Source organism: Leclercia sp. UBA5958 (assembly GCF_002430365.1).
Taxonomy (GTDB): Bacteria; Pseudomonadota; Gammaproteobacteria; order Enterobacterales; family Enterobacteriaceae; genus Enterobacter; species Enterobacter pneumoniae.
Window position 1 is genome coordinate 34,571 of sequence record NZ_DJCE01000005.1, and the last position, 17,945, is coordinate 52,515.

Genomic DNA, 17,945 nt, shown 5'->3' on the forward strand with positions numbered 1-17,945 from the left:
GCGTATTTGATTTACATCAATAAGTGGCTTTGCTGAATCGTTAAGGTAGGCAGTAATAGAAAAGAAATCGAGGCAAAAATGAGCAAAGTCAGACTCGCTATCATCGGTAACGGCATGGTCGGCCACCGCTTTATTGAGGATCTTCTCGATAAAGCCGAGGCTGACCAGTTCGACATTACCGTGTTCTGTGAAGAACCCCGTAAGGCGTACGACCGCGTGCACCTCTCCTCCTACTTCTCTCACCACACTGCCGAAGAGCTCTCTCTGGTGCGTGACGGCTTTTACGAGAAGCATGGCGTGAAGGTGCTGGTGGGCGAGCGTGCTATCACCATTAACCGTCAGGAAAAAGTGATTCATTCCAGTGCGGGACGCACGGTTTTTTACGACAAGCTGATCATGGCGACTGGCTCCTATCCATGGATCCCGCCCATTAAAGGCTCAGAAACCCAGGATTGCTTCGTTTATCGCACCATTGAAGATCTGAACGCCATCGAGTCCTGCGCCCGCCGTAGCAAACGCGGCGCGGTCGTCGGCGGCGGTCTGCTCGGTCTGGAAGCGGCCGGTGCGCTGAAGAACTTAGGCGTTGAAACTCACGTCATCGAATTTGCCCCGATGCTGATGGCAGAACAGCTCGACCACATGGGTGGCGATCAGCTGAAACGCAAAATCGAAAGTATGGGTGTGAAGGTACACACCAGCAAGAATACCAAAGAGATCGTGCAGGAAGGCACCGAGGCGCGTAAAACGATGCGCTTCGCCGACGGCAGCGAGCTGGAAGTCGACTTTATCGTCTTCTCTACCGGTATTCGTCCTCGCGACAAACTGGCGACCCAGTGCGGCCTGGCCGTGGCCCAGCGCGGCGGGATCATGATTAACGACACCTGCCAGACCTCCGATCCGGATATCTACGCCATCGGTGAGTGTGCCAGTTGGGAGAACCACGTCTACGGTCTGGTCGCCCCTGGTTACAAAATGGCGCAGGTCGTGGCAGACCATATCCTGGGTAATGAAAATGCCTTCGCGGGCGCCGACATGAGCGCCAAGCTGAAACTGCTGGGCGTGGACGTGGGCGGCATCGGTGATGCGCATGGTCGCACCCCGAACTCTCGCAGCTACGTTTACCTCGACGAAAGCAAAGAGGTCTATAAACGCCTTATCGTTAGCCCGGATAACAAAACCCTGCTCGGCGCGGTGCTGGTGGGCGACACCAGCGACTACGGTAACCTGCTGCAACTGGTCCTGAACGGTATTGAGCTGCCGGAGAATCCGGATGCCCTGATCCTCCCGGCTCACGCCTCCAGCGGTAAGCCCTCTATTGGGGTAGATAAACTGCCGGATAGCGCGCAGATCTGCTCCTGCTTCGACGTCACCAAAGGCATGCTGGTTGCGGCCATCAACAAAGGCTGTCACACCGTTGCGGCGCTGAAAGCCGAAACCAAAGCCGGTACCGGCTGCGGGGGTTGTATCCCGCTGGTAACTCAAGTGCTGAACGCCGAGCTGGCCAAACAGGGCATCGAAGTGAATAACAACCTGTGCGAGCATTTTGCATACTCTCGCCAGGAGCTGTATCACCTGATTCGTGTTGAAGGCATCAAATCCTTCGACGAATTACTGGAAAAACACGGCCAGGGTTATGGCTGTGAAGTGTGTAAACCGACAGTGGGCTCACTGCTGGCCTCGTGCTGGAACGACTACATCCTTAAACCGCAGCATACGCCGCTGCAGGATACCAACGACAACTTCCTGGCCAACATCCAGAAAGATGGTACTTACTCGGTGATCCCACGCTCTGCCGGCGGCGAAATCACGCCGGAAGGGCTGGTCGCGGTTGGTCGCATTGCACGCGAGTTTAACCTCTATACCAAAATCACCGGTTCTCAGCGTATCGGCCTGTTTGGTGCGCAGAAAGATGACCTGCCGGAAATCTGGCGTCAGCTGATTGAAGCCGGTTTCGAAACCGGTCACGCGTATGCTAAAGCGCTGCGTATGGCGAAAACCTGCGTAGGCAGCACCTGGTGCCGCTACGGCGTGGGCGATAGCGTGGGCTTCGGCGTTGAGCTGGAAAACCGCTACAAAGGCATCCGTACGCCACACAAAATGAAGTTTGGCGTCTCCGGCTGTACCCGTGAATGTGCGGAAGCACAGGGTAAAGACGTGGGTATCATTGCTACCGAGAAGGGCTGGAACCTGTACGTCTGCGGTAACGGCGGGATGAAACCACGCCATGCGGATCTGCTGGCGGCGGACATTGATCGCGAAACGCTGATCAAATACCTCGACCGCTTCATGATGTTCTACATCCGCACTGCGGACAAACTGACCCGTACTGCCCCGTGGTTAGATAATCTGGAAGGCGGCATCGACTACCTGAAGTCGGTCATTATTGACGACAAACTGGGTCTGAACGCGCACCTGGAAGAAGAGATGGCCCGCCTGCGCGACGCGGTGATTTGCGAGTGGACAGAAACCGTGAATACCCCGGCCGCTCAGGTTCGCTTCAAACACTTCATCAACAGCACCCAGCGCGATCCGAACGTGCAGGTTGTGCCTGAGCGCGAGCAGCATCGTCCTGCAACACCGTATGAACGCATTCCCGTCACTCTGGTGGAGGAAAACGTATGAGCCAGTGGGTAAACATCTGCAGCATTGACGCTATTCTGCCTGCAACCGGCGTATGTGCGCTTTTAGGTAACGAGCAGGTCGCCATTTTCCGTCCACGTCACGATGAACAGGTTTTTGCCATCAGCAATATCGACCCGTTCTTCGAGTCCAGCGTGCTCTCCCGCGGCCTGATTGCTGAACACCAGGGTGAACTGTGGGTTGCCAGTCCGCTGAAAAAACAGCGTTTCCGTCTGAGCGACGGGCTCTGTATGGAAGATGAAGGCCACTCCGTGAAGCACTATGACGTCCGGGTGAAGGATGGGCAGGTGCAACTGCGCGGTTAAACACTTATTGGGAGGCGCAATGCCTCCCTTTTTTACATTTTTCTTTTTATTTTCAGGATAATCAAACCATGTTCACAGACACTATTAACAAGTGTGCGGCTAACGCTGCGCGCATCGCACGGCTCAGCAAGAATAATCCCCTCGGTTTTTGGGTCAGCTCAGCGATGGCGGGTGCCTACGTTGGTCTGGGCATCATCTTGATCTTCACCCTCGGCAATCTGCTGGAACCCTCTGTCCGTCCGCTGGTGATGGGCGCAACCTTTGGTATCGCATTAACCCTGGTCATCATCGCCGGATCGGAGCTCTTCACGGGCCATACCATGTTCCTGACGCTGGGCGTTAAAGCGGGCACCATTACCCAGGGCCAGATGTGGGCCATCCTGCCGCAAACCTGGACGGGTAACCTGCTAGGCTCGGTCTTCGTCGCGCTGCTGTATAGCTGGGGTGGCGGAAGCCTGCTGCCTGTGGATACCAGCATCGTTCACTCCGTAGCGCTGGCGAAGACGACTCAGCCAGCTATGGCTCTGTTCTTCAAGGGCGCGCTCTGTAACTGGCTGGTATGTCTGGCAATATGGATGGCAATCCGTACCGAAGGCGCGGCCAGGTTTATCGCCATCTGGTGGTGCCTGCTGGCGTTTATCGCCTCCGGCTACGAGCACTCCGTGGCAAACATGACCCTCTTCGCCCTCTCCTGGTTTGGACACCATAGCGAAGCTTTCACCCTTTCGGGTATCGGCCATAACCTGTTGTGGGTAACCCTGGGCAATACCCTTTCGGGTGCAGTATTTATGGGCTTAGGTTACTGGTATGCTACCCCTAAAGCGGAGCGTCCGACTCCGGCCAACATCGCAACAGCACCGGCGAAAGCCCATTCTTAAGAGGTAATGTCGTGGATCACCTGCCAATATTTTGTCAATTACGCAACCGCGACTGCCTGCTGGTGGGCGGTGGTGATGTCGCCGAACGCAAAGCACGTCTGCTGTTAGAGGCAGGTGCACGACTGACCGTCAACGCTCTCGCGTTCGCGCCACAGTTTGAGGTCTGGGCGAAGGAAGGGATGCTCACCCTTGCGCCTGGCGAGTTCGATGAATCCCTGCTTGATACCTGCTGGCTGACCATCGCAGCCACGGACAATGATGACGTGAACCAGCGCGTCAGCGATGCCTGCGAAGTTCGCCGCATCTTCTGTAACGTGGTGGATGCGCCGAAAGAGGCGAGCTTTATCATGCCCTCTATCATCGACCGCTCGCCGCTGATGATTGCGGTGTCATCCGGGGGACGTTCGCCCGTTCTGGCTCGCCTGTTACGGGAAAAGCTGGAGGCCCTGCTGCCCCAGCACCTCGGGCAGATTGCACACTACGCCGGGCAACTTCGCTCCCGCGTGAAGCAAACCTTCCAGACCGTTGGGGAGCGCCGCCGCTTCTGGGAAAAATTCTTTGTTAACGACAGGCTGGCGCAGTCGCTGGCGAATCAGGATCAGAAGGCCATTGAAGAGACGACAGCGCAACTGCTGAGCGAGCCGCTGGATCATCGCGGTGAAGTGGTGCTGGTTGGCGCAGGCCCGGGTGATGCAGGCTTGCTGACATTGAAGGGGCTGCAGCAGATCCAGCAGGCAGATATCGTGGTTTACGATCGCCTCGTATCGGACGACATCATGAATCTGGTGCGACGCGATGCGGATCGCGTGTTCGTGGGCAAACGCGCAGGTTACCACTGCGTACCGCAGGAGGAGATTAATCAGATCCTGCTGCGCGAGGCGCAGAAAGGCAAACGCGTGGTGCGTCTCAAGGGGGGCGATCCCTTTATCTTTGGCCGCGGTGGCGAAGAGCTGGAAACTCTCTGCGAAGCGGGCATTCCCTTCTCCGTGGTGCCCGGTATCACGGCAGCTTCTGGCTGTTCGGCTTACTCCGGTATTCCGCTGACCCACCGTGATTACGCCCAGAGCGTACGTCTGGTAACGGGGCACCTGAAAACCGGCAGCGAACTGGACTGGCACAACCTGGCTGCTGAAAAACAGACGCTGGTGTTCTATATGGGGCTGAACCAGGCCGCCACGATTCAGGCGAAACTACTGGAGCAGGGTATGGATGCAGAGATGCCCGTCGCGCTGGTGGAAAACGGCACCGCCGTTACGCAGCGGGTGGTGAACGGCGTTCTGACGCAGCTGGGTGAACTGGCACAACAGGTTGAAAGTCCGGCGTTGATTGTGGTTGGCCGGGTGGTGGAACTTCGCAACAAGCTTAACTGGTTCTCAAATCACTAACGGACAAGCATAAAAAAACCGGGGCCATCCCCGGTTTTTTTTCACTGAGACTTCGCCGTATTTACGGTTTTGCCACAAAGCCAATCGCTTCGTAGACCGCTTTCAGGGTTTCAGACGCACGGGCACTGGCTTTTTCCGCCCCGTCTTTCATCACCTTCTGCAGGAAAGCTTCGTCGTTACGGAAACGGTGATAACGCTCCTGCAGGTCAATCAGCATACCAGACACCGCATCAGCAACTTCGCCTTTCAGGTGGCCATACATCTTACCTTCGAAGTGCTGCTCCAGCTCCGGAATGCTCTGGCCGGTCACGCCGGAGAGGATATCCAGCAGGTTAGAGACACCCGCTTTGTTCTGCACGTCGTAACGTACCACTGGCGGCTCATCAGAGTCGGTCACGGCGCGTTTCAGTTTTTTCACCACCGCTTTCGGATCTTCCAGCAGGCCGATAACGTTGTTGCGGTTATCGTCCGACTTGGACATCTTTTTGGTCGGCTCCAGCAGAGACATTACGCGCGCGCCGGATTTCGGAATGAACGGCTCCGGAACTTTGAAGATCTCGCCGTAGATGGCGTTAAAGCGCTGGGCGATATCGCGGCTCAGCTCCAGGTGCTGTTTCTGGTCTTCGCCAACCGGAACCTGATTGGTCTGATACAGCAGAATATCTGCAGCCATCAGCACCGGGTAATCGAACAGACCGGCGTTAATGTTTTCGGCATAGCGGGAAGATTTATCTTTGAACTGAGTCATACGGCTCAGCTCACCGAAATAGGTGTAGCAGTTCAACGCCCAACCCAACTGCGCATGCTCCGGCACGTGAGACTGAACGAAAATGGTGCTTTTCTCAGGATCGATACCGCAGGCCAGATAGAGGGCAAGCGTATCCAGCGTGGCTTTACGCAGCTGCTGTGGGTCCTGACGCACGGTGATCGCGTGCTGGTCAACGATGCAGTAAATGCAGTGATAGTCATCCTGCATGTTTACCCACTGACGCAGCGCACCCATGTAGTTGCCAATGGTCAGTTCACCTGAGGGCTGTGCGCCACTAAAAACGATGGGCTTAGTCATTTTTCAATTCCTGATTTTCACTGTGCGGGAGCCCGAGTGCGGGCAGTAAATCTTTAAAGTGGTCGAAGACGTAATCCGGCTCACTGAGGGTAATGGCTTCACCGTAGTTGTAGCCATAGGTCAGGCCAACGGAGGGGCTCCCCGCAGCTTTCGCAGCCAGAATATCATTGCGGGAATCACCCACAAAGAGCAGCGCTTCCGGCGATAAGGATAATTTTCCCGCCACCAGCAACAGCGGCTCCGGGTGTGGTTTTTTGTTCTGTACGTCGTCGCCGCCAACAATCACTGAGAAATAGTGGGCGATATTCAGCGCTTCCAGCAATGGGGCAACAAAGGGGGTCGGCTTATTGGTCACCAGCCCCAGCGGCAAGCCTTTGGCATGCAGCGCACTCAGCGTGGCCTCAACGTCCGGGAACAGGAAGCTGCCCTCTTCAACCGTCTCTTCATAGAAACGGTCAAACAGTTTGCGCAGGATACGTACCTGCTCTTCCTGAGGGATATCCGCATGGTCAACGCCCGGTTTGCCCTGTGCGGCGCGCTGAATGGCGCGCTCCTGGCGCGCCCAGCTTAATGCGCGCTCCATTAGCACATCGGCGCCGTTGCCGATCCAGGTAATGACCCGCTCTTCGCCCGCAACGGGCAGCTCCAGTGCGTATAACGCCTGGTCGACTGCGCGGGTTAAACCCGGTGCGCTGTCCACCAGCGTACCGTCGAGGTCAAAGGCTACACCCCGAATTGCCTGCAATTTATTCATGACTTACCTTTGCCAGTTCGCTGCGCATTTCATCAATCACTTTGCGGTAGTCCGGCTGATCGAAGATGGCAGAACCGGCGACAAACATATCCGCACCTGCCGCTGCGATTTCACCAATATTATTGACCTTCACTCCCCCATCCACTTCAAGACGAATGTCGTAGCCGGATTCGTCGATACGGCGGCGGACTTCACGCAGCTTATCCAGCGTTTGAGGGATAAAGGATTGACCACCAAAGCCCGGGTTGACGGACATCAGCAGAATGACATCCAGCTTATCCATCACGTAATCCAGGTAGCTCAGCGGCGTGGCCGGGTTGAACACCAGGCCGGCTTTACAACCGTGCTCTTTAATCAGCTGCAAGGTGCGGTCTACGTGCTCGGAGGCTTCCGGATGGAAAGTAATGATGCTGGCACCTGCGGCGGCAAAATCCGGCACGATGCGATCAACCGGCTTGACCATCAGATGTACGTCAATCGGCGCGGTGATACCGTAACTGCGCAGCGCCTTCAGCACCATCGGGCCGATGGTAAGATTCGGCACATAGTGGTTATCCATCACGTCGAAATGAACCACATCCGCGCCGGCAGCCAGCGCCTTCGCGGTATCTTCACCCAGGCGGGCGAAATCGGCCGACAGAATTGAGGGAGCAATCAAATACTGTTTCATCCGCATCTCCTTGAAAAGTTTATAGCGGCGGGCGAAACGGCTCAGGGTCGATAGAGAGCCAGCAGTTCGTCCACCTTTTTACGTGTGCCGCCGTTGCTGCTGATGCTACGGCGCACCTTCACCTGATAATGCTTCGCGGCTTTGTACCATTCGCGCGTATCAGGCGTGTCATGATTCGAAATTAACACCGGTATTCTTTTGCTGACCAGCTTTTCCGCCATCTCCGCCAGACGCGCCTGCTCGGCAGGGCTGAAGCTGTTGGTGTGATAGGCGGTAAAATTCGCTGTGGCAGACAGGGGGGCGTAAGGGGGGTCACAGTAGACCACCGAGTTTGCATCAGCACGATCCATACACTCCTCATACGAGAGGCAGTGAAACTCTGCATTCTGCGCTTTTTCGGCGAAGTGATACAACTCGGCCTGCGGGAAATAGGGGCGCTTATAACGGCCAAATGGCACGTTAAATTCGCCGCGCAGGTTATAGCGGCACAGGCCGTTGTAGCCATGACGGTTGAGATAGAGGAACAACAGCGCACGGCGGAACGGCTCCTGGCTCTGATTAAATTCAGTGCGGAACTGGTAGTAAACGTCCGGATGATTATGCTCAGGCGTAAACAGCTTACGGGCCTCATCAACGAACTCGTCTGTTCGCTCTTTAACGATGTTATAGAGGCTGATCAGGTCACTGTTGATATCCGCCAGGATGTAACGAGAAAAATCGGTATTGAGAAATACCGACCCGGCCCCGACAAAGGGCTCGATAAGGCACTCGCCTTTCGGCAGGTGTTTTTTAATATCATCAAGCAGGGGGTATTTCCCCCCTGCCCATTTCAGAAAAGCGCGATTTTTTTTCATGCTGACTAACTGATTACACCTTCTCCGGCTGTGGAGAAAGCTCCGACAGCATCCTGCGCTTCACAGATTATTTCAAATCGGACTGAACCTGACGGATAGGTTTAGCCCATGGGTTTTTCGCCTGAACGTCCGCTGGCAGCGAGGAAACAGCGCGTTTCGCCTCATCTTTAGAAGCATAAACACCGCTTACCAGCACGTACCATGGCTGACCGTTACGTGTGGTTTGATAGACCACATAGTTTTTCAGGTTCGACTTTTTCGCCCAACCGTTCAGGTTGTCATAGTTCGATGAACTGCTCAGCTGCAACGTATAGTTGCTGGAGGGTGCAGATTTCAGCGAACTGACGTTGCCGGTGGTTTTACCCGCGCTGCTGGTTGCAGTGGATGTCGCTGCAGGAGCGGCAGGTGCCGTTGCGGTCGCCTTCGGCGCAGACGGCGCTGCTGTGGTCGGCGCTTTTACCGGTGCGCTGGTCACGGTTTCGCTGTGCTTAGGCTGCGCGGCTGGTTTTGGCTCTGCGGCTTTGGCTACGGGCTGTGGTTTGGTTTCACGCTTCGGCTCGATAACCGTCTGCTTGCGTTCCTGACGCGGTGCAGTCTGGGTCTGGCGAGGCGTTGATTCGGTCGCGGCGGTTTGCTGGCCATTCGCACCACGAATTGGCGCAACGGTAGCTGGTTCCGTCGGCAGCGTAGAGCTGACAACGTTGTTAACCTGCGTCTGGTCCTGCGGCTGAGTCAGCGCATTATTCAAATCGCCCTGAACTTCTACACGCTGTTGGCCCTCAGGCGCGGCAGGTGCTTCACCCTGAGTCGGTGTGGAAGAGACTGGCGGCAGAGAGATCTCTTGCTGAGTATTGCCAGCAGTCTGCTCTGCAGAGGTCGTGCCCGGGGCTGGCTGAGTGCCATTAGCCTGATCGGCGGCGTTACCGGAAAGATCGATACTCTTTTCCGTATTTGCGCTTTGGTTAGCCGACGGGGTAGAAGGTGCTTTGAGTGCGGAACCGACGCCAATAATCAACAGCAGCAGAACCAGCACACCCAGCCCCATCATCACATACTGGCGGGAGGCGGGCTTAGCGGCAGCTTTTTTACGTTTACGCGGGCGACGCTCTACGGGCGCTTCGTCCATTGAATCATCTTCGGACTCATACTCTTCTTCACGCTCATCGCGTGCCGTGCGGGCTCGCGACGGACGACGGTCGTCACCATCAAGATCAACGTCATCAAAATTAATCTGCGGCTCGTTATCACGTTCTGAAGATTGACGAGTACGACCAGTACGACGATCGCTGGGATCGGGTTTCAGATCGTCTTCTGGTTTGAATTCATCCATTTAACACCCCACTCAACGGCTCATGCTTACAACGCTGCATATCACCTGAAGCAAAATGGCTACGTTTTACGGTAGCCGGACCTTTCTAGTTGTTACGCTTGCTGGCAATCAGCAATAGCGCCAAGAACGACATCGTGCGGCACTCCGCCGCGTACTTCACTCTTTCCTATTGCCAGCGGGAGCACCAGACGCATCTCGCCAGCCAATACTTTTTTGTCGCGCATCATATGAGGCAGGTAAGCCTGTGCCGACATCTCCTGCGGGCCGCTTACTGGCAAGCCAGCGCGCTTGAGCAGGGTAATGATGCGTTGCGTCTCGTCGGGGGTAAACTGTCCCAGGCGTTCAGAAGTGCGGGCCGCCATAACCATGCCCGCAGCAACCGCCTCGCCGTGCAGCCAGTTGCCGTAGCCCATTTCGGCCTCAATAGCGTGACCGTAAGTGTGCCCCAGATTCAGTAAAGCACGTAAGCCGGATTCGCGCTCGTCTGCGGCAACGACTTCTGCTTTCAGCTCACAGCACCGACGAATGCAGTACGCCATCGCCTGACCATCCAGACGCAACAGCGCATCCATATTCTCTTCCAGCCAGCTAAAGAACTCACCGTCGAGAATAATGCCGTATTTGATCACTTCCGCCAGGCCAGAGGCTAACTCACGCGCAGGCAAGGTTTGCAGACAGTCGAGATCCACCACCACCGAAGCGGGCTGGTAGAACGCGCCAATCATGTTTTTGCCAAGCGGGTGGTTAACGGCCGTTTTGCCGCCCACGGAGGAGTCCACCTGCGAAAGCAGTGTGGTAGGAACCTGAATAAAGCGCACACCGCGCTGATAGCTTGCCGCAGCGAAACCGGTTAGATCGCCAACAACGCCGCCCCCAAGGGCAACCAGCGTCGTATCGCGACCGTGCGGTTTTTGCAGCAGCGCGGTGAAGACGGTATCAAGAACCGCCAGGCTTTTAAATTGTTCGCCATCCGGCAGGATGACGCTGTCGACTTTCACACCCGCCTTTTCAAGAAGAAGGCGGATTTTTTCGAGATAAAGCGGCGCCAGCGTCTCATTGGTGACCAGCATCACCTGATCGCCCGCTTTCAGTGGCAAAAAGGAAGCTGGATCGTTAAACAAGCCAGCCGCGATGGTGATGGGGTAACTACGTTCCCCGAGAGTGACGGTAATCCTCTCCATGACGCGACATCCACCTTAAATGCTTATACCCGCAGGCGAGTGTGTATTAAGCCAGAATCAGTTGCTTTCCAGCATATGAATAATCTGGTTTGCGACCACTTTAGCGCTCTGATCGTCCGTGCGAATGGTGACGTCAGCAATCTCTTCGTACAGCGGATTGCGTTCACCTGCAAGGGCTTCCAGAACTTCGCGCGGAGGCGTTTCAACCTGCAGTAATGGGCGCTTTTTATCGCGCTGCGTACGTGCCAGCTGTTTTTCGATGGTCGTCTCGAGATAAACCACGACACCACGGGCGGAGAGACGGTTACGGGTCTCGCGTGATTTTACAGAGCCGCCGCCGGTTGCCAGCACGATGCCCTGTTTTTCCGTAAGTTCATTAATAACTTTTTCTTCACGGTCACGGAAACCTTCTTCGCCTTCTACATCGAAGACCCAGCCCACATCAGCTCCGGTTCGTTTCTCAATCTCTTGATCAGAATCGTAAAATTCCATATTGAGTTGTTGAGCTAACTGGCGCCCAATAGTGCTTTTGCCGGCACCCATAGGCCCAACCAGAAAGATATTGCGTTTCTCTGCCATTTTTTCGGTACTACTAAGACTATTCGTTAATGGTAAACCCGCTTCGCCGACACCTGGCGTAACAGGGCATGAACTGAAACCTCATATGCGATAGAGCGAGAGTCAGACTAAAAATTATCTCAGTACTCCCGGTTGTTTGGCAACAGAATAAATCACCGGACCAGAAGCTTAAGGCGTAAAGGCGCATGACCAGACAAGCTGACACTCAAATCGGTACTCCTTGTATGCTAATTCATGCCCCACGTCAAACATCTGCAACAAACTGAATGCAAAATCACTACGGGGATCGTTACCTGTTAGCGCGTCGTCACCAGACGAGGCGTAATAAAAACCACCAGCTCCCGGCGCTCTCTCTCTTTTCCGTCATGGCGAAATAGCTGCCCTAACAACGGAAGCCCTCCCAGCCCCGGAACCCGTTGACTGCCGGTTTTATGCTTCTGCGAAAAAATGCCGCCTAGCGCCAGCGTTTCACCGCTTTTGACTTCGACCTGGGTTTCAATCTCTTGCTTATCGATCGCCAGCGTTTCCCCCTCCGCCTGCTGCAATACCTGGCCTGGGGTATTTTCGCTGATCCGCAGCTTTAAGCGCACGCGTCCGTTGGCCAGTACCACGGGAGTCACCTCCATCCCCAGCACCGCCTCTTTAAATTCTACCGAGGTGGCACCGCTCTCTCCGCTGGAGACCTGATACGGGATCTCACTGCCCTGTTTGATGCTGGCAGGCTGCATATGCGAGGCCAATAGTCGTGGGCTGGCAATGATCTCTAGCTGCTGTTTCTGCTCCAGCGCAGAGAGCTCAATATCCAGCAGCCGACCATTAATCCGCCCGATATTGAACCCCAGCCGCCCGGTAGCATTGGCGACCGCCAGCTCGCTGTTCAGCGTGGTGAGCTGGCCGGGTTTACCCGCCTGCTGCGCTTCCGCCAGGTTCCACTTTACCCCCAGCTCACGCAGGCTCTTTTCGCTGATGGTGACAATATGCGCGGCCAGTTCAACCTGTGCCACGGGCAGATCCATCTGCTCAACCCAGCGCGATATTGACTCCAGGACTGCCCGGCTATCACGAACCAGCAGCCGGTTGGTGCGTTTGTCCACCGCCAGTGTCCCCCTGGCACTGAGCAGTTTCTCCGCCGCAGCCTGCAGATCGCTGGCATCCGCATAGGAGAGGGGGATGCTACGCGCTTCCAGCGGAGCGTTCTGGGCCCTTTTATTGCGCTCAGCCTCCTTGCCCGCCTGCTGTTGTTGCTGCCATACAGCGGTATGAACGAAATAAATGCCGTTCTCTTCCCGCAGTACCAGCCCGGCGCTGTTCACCACCGTCTGGATTGCCTGGCGCCACGGCACGTCCGTCAGCCGTAGGGATACCTTGCCCGCCACCTCGGGAGAGATGATCAGATTGCGGTTTTCCTGCTCGGCCAGCGCTTGCAGGACCTGCGCGACGGGTACCTCGTCCACCACCAGGCTGATGGTTGTGGGCTTAGCCATCAGCGGCGGCGTGCAGATCAGTAATAGCGCGACGATCCCTGTTCTCATTTTTTGTTGTTCCTTCTCGTGGCCATCGCCAGTGCTGCGGTTCACACGCAGCTAAGGTATCGATGACGAGTTCCTTCTCATTAAATGCCAGCACTCGCCAGCCGGTGGGCAGCGTTTCACCGTCCCGCACGCGAAGCCAGCGGCCATTCGCATCCCGTATAATGCCGAGCGGCCTCTTTCCACTCACTACCCCTGAATAGCGCCATTCGCCCGTTTTGCCGTTGGGGCAGTTCGACGGCGGCGGCTGAAACGGGTCGCGCATGCCCAGCAACAGGGGCAGGCTGATAAGCAGCCACCCTATCCTCCTACCCCGCATTCTGGCGCTCCAGCTGCAAAACCACCTGTAAACTTTGCTGCTCTGGCGCAACGCTAAAGCTCGTCACCGCCACATCACGCTGGGCCAGCAAGCTGAAAAGTGCGGGGATCGCTGCCCAGGCGGCATCCAGGACCAGTTCCCCACCTGCCGCAGCCGGTTGCCAGCGCACCAGACGCAGGCCATTGGCGTTGAACGCCAGCGGCGTAAAAGGCTGAGCGGGAGAGGTGATTGCCTCAGCCGGAGGCGGAAAGAGTTTTCTCGCCGCACACCACATAGCACGGTGAGAAGCCGCTTCACGTTGTCGCTGCGCCTCCAGCGAAATGAGCTGTTGTTGGGCTGGGCGGTACAACGAGAGCCACCACCCCAATAACAACAACAGGGAACTGGCCAGCCAGACGGCGCATCGCCCGCGCGGCGTAAGCGCGTACCAGCGCTCAAAGGGGACCGGCATCATTTGCCTCCCGCTTACTCAGGGCGTAGCTAAACTGCCAGCGTCCCTGCGCATCCTGTCGCATCTCGCCTGCGGGCTTGAGCAGGAAACCGGGAAATGCCTCAAGCGCGCGCTCCAGCCGGTTCAGGGCGCCTGGCGTGGAGGTGAAACCGGTCAGGTAGAGCGTGGATTGCTGAAAGCGCAGACGGGTAAGCCATGCCTGCGCGGGCAGAGTGTCTGAAAGGGTGATGAGCACCTGCTGCCAGTCGCGAGTGGCGGCTTTTTGCTGCTCCCAGCGTTGCCGTTGTTGGCGCTGATTATGCATCGCCAGCCACTGTTTTTTGCGCTGTTCGAGCGCCTGCTTTAGCGTCAGGTTGCTGTCGCGCCACTGCTGGGATGCTGGCAAAGAAGCGAAATGGCTGGCCCGTCCGCTCAGGTACAGCGACAGGACCAGAAACAGTGAACCGGTAAACAGCAGTCCCCAGAAGCGCACACAGAGGCGCTGGCGGCTCTGGCGCCAGGGCAGTAAATTGGCGGTTCTCACCGGGCGCCCTCCCCCATGGCCAGCGCCAGCGCTACGCTAAATTCCCCACCATTTTCCGGTAGCGGAGGCTGGCAATAATAGAGCGTTGCCCAGGGGTCGAAGCTATCGCTACCACAGCAGACGATCTCCTCTGGCTGCAGCGCCAGCAGGGCCGCCAGCCGATCTGGCGTCTGCGCCTCGGCCAGCGTTCGCCGCCCCCACTGGTGTCGCATCGCCCATAGCCATTGATCCTTGTCGCGCCAGGCGATGCACTGGGCAGGCAAGCTGAGCCAGGGAAGAAAATGCGCCAGCGCACCTGCATCGGGGGTAATGGTTGTCAGCCGCAGCCGTAACGCCACGGCGAGATCCAGTAGCGACGCAATCTCTCTGTTTTGCGCCGCAGTGACGTGAAAAGCGTGGCTGAAGGTGTCTTCGGTGTAGTCGAAGCGTAGCGCATCAGGAGCCATCTCCAGTTCACGACTGATGGCTGTGTGAATCCAGGCCACCTGCTCGTTTTCACGCAGGGTCATTTCCGGGCGCGGCAGGGTGCGCTGCAGGGTACGGGAAGCAGGGAACGCGAGGAAAATCTGATGCTGCTGAGGTAGCAGCCTACGCCACTCCCCCAGCGCGGTTACCAGCTGTTGGGGTTGCAAAATTTGCCCGTCGCGGATGATGCCAGGCACCAGCGGGATCTGCCACCAGCGGCGTAAACCCCAGCCCGCCTTCTCCTTAACCAGTGCGACGGCAAGCACCTTATCCTGTTGAATATGCAGGCCTGTTCGCCATGTTTTGAACGCCATGTTTCACGATCTCCTTATCACCGCCGGGGATGACGGCTATATCAATGATCCAGGCTTGCCTTTATACTACCGCGCGATTGTTTAGAAACTGCCCAGGTCCAACTAAATGGGAAATCTCCGGTGAAGTTCGTAAAGTATTTATTGATCCTTGCAGTCTGTTGCATTCTGCTTGGAGCAGGCTCGATTATTGGTTTGTACAAATATGTAGAGCCCCAGCTACCTGATGTTGCCACGCTGCGCGATGTGCGACTCCAAATCCCCATGCAGGTCTATAGCGCTGATGGCGAGCTCATTGCTCAATACGGTGAGAAGCGCCGTATCCCGCTGACCTTAGATCAGATTCCGCCGGTGATGGTGAAAGCGTTCATCGCAACGGAAGACAGCCGTTTTTATGAGCACCATGGCGTTGACCCGGTGGGAATTTTCCGTGCCGCCAGCGTCGCGATGTTCTCAGGCCATGCGTCTCAGGGTGCAAGTACCATTACCCAGCAGCTTGCGCGTAACTTCTTCCTCAGCCCTGAAAAGACGCTGATACGAAAGATCAAAGAAGTGTTCCTGGCGATCCGCATTGAGCAACTGCTGAACAAGGACGAGATCCTTGAGCTTTACCTCAACAAGATCTATCTCGGCTATCGCGCCTATGGCGTGGGGGCTGCGGCGCAGGTCTATTTTGGTAAGTCGATCGATCAATTGACGTTAAGCGAAATGGCGACCATTGCCGGCCTGCCGAAGGCGCCGTCAACCTTTAACCCGCTCTACTCGCTGGAGCGCGCAACTGCCCGTCGTAACGTGGTGCTGTCGCGTATGTTGAGCGAAGGCTATATCAGCCAGACGCAGTACGAGCAGGCGCGTAACGAGGTGATTAACGCCAACTATCACGCCCCGGAAATCGCCTTCTCGGCCCCTTATCTCACCGAGATGGTGCGTCAGGAGATGGTTTCCCGCTACGGCGAGCAGGCGTACGAAGATGGCTATCGTATTTACACCACCATCACCCGCAAAGTGCAGCAGGGTGCGCAGCAGGCCGTGCGTAATAACGTCATGGATTACGATATGCGCCACGGTTACCGTGGCCCGTCGAACGTCCTGTGGAAGGTGGGTGAAGCGGCCTGGGATAGCAAAAAAATCACGGATTCCCTGAAAACGCTGCCGACGTATGGCCCGCTTATCGCCGCAGTCGTGACCAGCGCCAACCCGCAAGAGGCCACGGCGATGATGGCCGACGGCACCTCAGTGTCACTGCGTATGGAAGGGATCCGCTGGGCGCGTCCGTACCGCTCTGATACCGCACAGGGCCCAACGCCACGCAAAGTGACCGATGCCGTCCAGGCGGGCCAGCAGATCTGGATCCGCCAGGTCGGAGACAGCTGGTGGCTGGCACAGGTTCCGGACGTCAACTCTGCGCTGGTCTCAATCGATCCCCACAACGGTGCCGTGCTGGCGCTGGTAGGTGGCTTCGATTTCAACCAGAGCAAATTCAACCGTGCAACCCAGGCGCTGCGCCAGGTCGGCTCGAATATCAAGCCATTCCTCTATACCGCGGCGATGGATAAAGGGTTGACGCTCGCCAGTATTCTGAACGACGTGCCGATTTCTCGCTGGGATGCCGGGGCCGGTTCCGACTGGCGTCCGAAAAACTCCCCGGCGGAGTATTCCGGGCCTATTCGCCTGCGTCAGGGGCTGGGTCAGTCGAAGAACGTGGTGATGGTGCGAGCGATGCGTGCCATGGGCGTGGATTATGCCGCTGAGTATCTTCAGCGTTTCGGTTTCCCGGCACAGAACATTGTCCATACCGAATCGCTGGCGCTGGGCTCCGCCTCCTTTACGCCGCTGCAGGTGGCGCGCGGTTATGCGGTGATGGCGAACGGCGGTTTCCTTGTCGATCCGTACTTCATCAGCAAAATCGAGAACGATCAGGGCGGCGTCATTTTTGAAGCGAAGCCTAAAATTGCCTGCCCGGAGTGTGATATTCCGGTGATTTATGGCAACACGCCGAAGTCTGACGTGCTGGAAGGCAAAGATATGGAAGATGTTGCCGTGTCGCAAGAGCAGCAAAACGCCACCGTGCCAATGCCGAAGCTCGAGCAGGCTAACCAGGCGCTGGTGTCGCAGGTGGGTGCGCAGGAGTACGCTCCGCACGTCATCAACACCCCGCTCTCCTTCCTGATTAAAAGCGCGCTCAACACCAATATCTTTGGTGAACCGGGCTGGCAGGGTACAGGCTGGCGTGCAGGACGTGATTTACAGCGTCGAGATATCGGCGGAAAAACCGGTACCACCAACAGTTCGAAAGATGCGTGGTTCTCCGGCTACGGCCCGGGGGTGGTGACCTCCGTCTGGATCGGCTTTGACGATCACCGCCGTGATTTGGGCCGTACCACTGCCTCTGGCGCCATTAAGGATCAGATCTCGGGCTACGAAGGCGGAGCGAAGAGTGCTCAGCCAGCATGGGATGCCTATATGAAGGTGGCCCTGGACGGCGTACCGGAACAACCTCTGACCCCGCCGCCAGGCGTGATCACGGTGAATATCGACCGCAGCACCGGTCAGTTAGCGAACGGCGGCAACAGTCGTGAAGAGTTCTTTATCGAGGGCACCCAGCCAACGCAGCAGGCTGTGCACGAGGTAGGTACAACGCTAATTGATAACGGCGAAACGCACGAGCTGTTCTGACAGCCATAAAAATAGCCCGGCTCGCCGGG

17 protein-coding genes are annotated in these 17,945 nt (G+C 56.7%); 5 read left to right on the forward strand and 12 right to left on the reverse strand.

Annotation, left to right across the window (positions count from 1 at the left end; genetic code table 11):
- The first annotated feature begins 78 nt into the window (after positions 1-78).
- The 4 genes from nirB to cysG all read left to right on the forward strand — a co-directional run bounded on the left by nirB (position 79) and on the right by cysG (position 5,208).
- Positions 79-2,622: a nitrite reductase large subunit NirB gene (gene nirB, locus B2Q93_RS07625; protein ID WP_040078311.1), complete on the forward strand. Its 2,544-nt coding sequence runs from the start codon at positions 79-81 to the stop codon at positions 2,620-2,622.
- Positions 2,619-2,945 carry a nitrite reductase small subunit NirD gene (nirD, locus tag B2Q93_RS07630; RefSeq protein ID WP_040078310.1) on the forward strand — a complete coding sequence of 109 codons (327 nt, stop codon included), beginning with the start codon at positions 2,619-2,621 and terminating at the stop codon, positions 2,943-2,945. Before nirB ends, nirD begins: the two co-directional genes overlap by 4 nt.
- 68 nt (positions 2,946-3,013) lie before the next feature.
- The gene (gene nirC / locus B2Q93_RS07635) at positions 3,014-3,823 is read left to right on the forward strand and encodes a nitrite transporter NirC (protein ID WP_286932418.1); all 810 of its coding nucleotides are present in this window, start codon (positions 3,014-3,016) and stop codon (positions 3,821-3,823) included.
- Positions 3,824-3,834: 11 nt separating this feature from the next.
- Positions 3,835-5,208 (forward strand): siroheme synthase CysG, encoded by a 1,374-nt coding sequence (gene cysG / locus B2Q93_RS07640; RefSeq protein ID WP_040078307.1) that lies wholly within the window; start codon positions 3,835-3,837, stop codon positions 5,206-5,208.
- A 61-nt stretch (positions 5,209-5,269) separates the two neighbouring features.
- On the opposite strand, the gene trpS is transcribed toward cysG, so the two are convergent.
- From trpS to B2Q93_RS07700, 12 genes are all read right to left on the reverse strand, one after another.
- Entirely contained in the window at positions 5,270-6,274 is a 1,005-nt protein-coding gene (trpS, locus tag B2Q93_RS07645) for a tryptophan--tRNA ligase (protein WP_040078306.1), read from the reverse strand.
- A complete protein-coding gene (gph, locus tag B2Q93_RS07650; RefSeq protein WP_263617139.1) occupies positions 6,267-7,028 on the reverse strand; it encodes a phosphoglycolate phosphatase in 762 nt (253 codons plus the stop codon). Before gph ends, trpS begins: the two co-directional genes overlap by 8 nt.
- Positions 7,021-7,698 carry a ribulose-phosphate 3-epimerase gene (gene rpe, locus B2Q93_RS07655; RefSeq protein ID WP_040078304.1) on the reverse strand — a complete coding sequence of 226 codons (678 nt, stop codon included), beginning with the start codon at positions 7,696-7,698 and terminating at the stop codon, positions 7,021-7,023. The genes gph and rpe overlap by 8 nt, the downstream gene beginning before the upstream one ends.
- A 41-nt stretch (positions 7,699-7,739) precedes the next feature.
- Positions 7,740-8,552: an adenine-specific DNA-methyltransferase gene (gene dam / locus B2Q93_RS07660; RefSeq protein WP_040078303.1), complete on the reverse strand. Its 813-nt coding sequence runs from the start codon at positions 8,550-8,552 to the stop codon at positions 7,740-7,742.
- A gap of 67 nt (positions 8,553-8,619) precedes the next feature.
- A complete protein-coding gene (gene damX, locus B2Q93_RS07665; protein WP_286932421.1) occupies positions 8,620-9,882 on the reverse strand; it encodes a cell division protein DamX in 1,263 nt (420 codons plus the stop codon).
- A gap of 92 nt (positions 9,883-9,974) precedes the next feature.
- A complete protein-coding gene (gene aroB / locus B2Q93_RS07670; RefSeq protein WP_040078301.1) occupies positions 9,975-11,063 on the reverse strand; it encodes a 3-dehydroquinate synthase in 1,089 nt (362 codons plus the stop codon).
- Positions 11,064-11,120: 57 nt separating this feature from the next.
- The gene (gene aroK / locus B2Q93_RS07675; RefSeq protein WP_010436374.1) at positions 11,121-11,642 is read right to left on the reverse strand and encodes a shikimate kinase AroK; all 522 of its coding nucleotides are present in this window, start codon (positions 11,640-11,642) and stop codon (positions 11,121-11,123) included.
- A gap of 296 nt (positions 11,643-11,938) precedes the next feature.
- Entirely contained in the window at positions 11,939-13,174 is a 1,236-nt protein-coding gene (gene hofQ / locus B2Q93_RS07680) for a DNA uptake porin HofQ (RefSeq protein ID WP_212478417.1), read from the reverse strand.
- Positions 13,119-13,490, reverse strand: a complete 372-nt coding sequence (locus B2Q93_RS07685) for a HofP DNA utilization family protein (protein ID WP_286932424.1) — start codon at positions 13,488-13,490, stop codon at positions 13,119-13,121. The genes hofQ and B2Q93_RS07685 overlap by 56 nt, the downstream gene beginning before the upstream one ends.
- Complete coding sequence (locus B2Q93_RS07690) at positions 13,480-13,944, reverse strand: hypothetical protein (protein WP_286932425.1); 465 nt, start codon at positions 13,942-13,944, stop codon at positions 13,480-13,482. The genes B2Q93_RS07685 and B2Q93_RS07690 overlap by 11 nt, the downstream gene beginning before the upstream one ends.
- A complete protein-coding gene (locus tag B2Q93_RS07695; RefSeq protein WP_286932427.1) occupies positions 13,925-14,464 on the reverse strand; it encodes a PilN domain-containing protein in 540 nt (179 codons plus the stop codon). The genes B2Q93_RS07690 and B2Q93_RS07695 overlap by 20 nt, the downstream gene beginning before the upstream one ends.
- The gene (locus B2Q93_RS07700; protein ID WP_286932428.1) at positions 14,461-15,243 is read right to left on the reverse strand and encodes a DNA utilization protein HofM; all 783 of its coding nucleotides are present in this window, start codon (positions 15,241-15,243) and stop codon (positions 14,461-14,463) included. Before B2Q93_RS07700 ends, B2Q93_RS07695 begins: the two co-directional genes overlap by 4 nt.
- A gap of 120 nt (positions 15,244-15,363) precedes the next feature.
- Between B2Q93_RS07700 and mrcA the strand changes: the two genes are divergently transcribed.
- Positions 15,364-17,916: a peptidoglycan glycosyltransferase/peptidoglycan DD-transpeptidase MrcA gene (gene mrcA / locus B2Q93_RS07705; RefSeq protein WP_046886760.1), complete on the forward strand. Its 2,553-nt coding sequence runs from the start codon at positions 15,364-15,366 to the stop codon at positions 17,914-17,916.
- Positions 17,917-17,945: the final 29 nt, after the last annotated feature.

Bases quoted from the DNA above. Each gene is read 5' to 3' on its own strand.
- nirB (WP_040078311.1), top strand. From the start codon at position 79: ATGAGCAAAGTCAGACTCGCTATCATCGGTAACGGCATGGTCGGCCAC.
- rpe (WP_040078304.1), bottom strand. From the start codon at position 7,698: ATGAAACAGTATTTGATTGCTCCCTCAATTCTGTCGGCCGATTTCGCC.
- aroB (WP_040078301.1), bottom strand. From the start codon at position 11,063: ATGGAGAGGATTACCGTCACTCTCGGGGAACGTAGTTACCCCATCACC.
- hofQ (WP_212478417.1), bottom strand. From the start codon at position 13,174: ATGAGAACAGGGATCGTCGCGCTATTACTGATCTGCACGCCGCCGCTG.
- B2Q93_RS07700 (WP_286932428.1), bottom strand. From the start codon at position 15,243: ATGGCGTTCAAAACATGGCGAACAGGCCTGCATATTCAACAGGATAAG.
- B2Q93_RS07685 (WP_286932424.1), bottom strand. From the start codon at position 13,490: ATGCGGGGTAGGAGGATAGGGTGGCTGCTTATCAGCCTGCCCCTGTTG.
- nirC (WP_286932418.1), top strand. From the start codon at position 3,014: ATGTTCACAGACACTATTAACAAGTGTGCGGCTAACGCTGCGCGCATC.
- trpS (WP_040078306.1), bottom strand. From the start codon at position 6,274: ATGACTAAGCCCATCGTTTTTAGTGGCGCACAGCCCTCAGGTGAACTG.
- B2Q93_RS07690 (WP_286932425.1), bottom strand. From the start codon at position 13,944: ATGATGCCGGTCCCCTTTGAGCGCTGGTACGCGCTTACGCCGCGCGGG.
- nirD (WP_040078310.1), top strand. From the start codon at position 2,619: ATGAGCCAGTGGGTAAACATCTGCAGCATTGACGCTATTCTGCCTGCA.
- dam (WP_040078303.1), bottom strand. From the start codon at position 8,552: ATGAAAAAAAATCGCGCTTTTCTGAAATGGGCAGGGGGGAAATACCCC.
- gph (WP_263617139.1), bottom strand. From the start codon at position 7,028: ATGAATAAATTGCAGGCAATTCGGGGTGTAGCCTTTGACCTCGACGGT.
- aroK (WP_010436374.1), bottom strand. From the start codon at position 11,642: ATGGCAGAGAAACGCAATATCTTTCTGGTTGGGCCTATGGGTGCCGGC.
- damX (WP_286932421.1), bottom strand. From the start codon at position 9,882: ATGGATGAATTCAAACCAGAAGACGATCTGAAACCCGATCCCAGCGAT.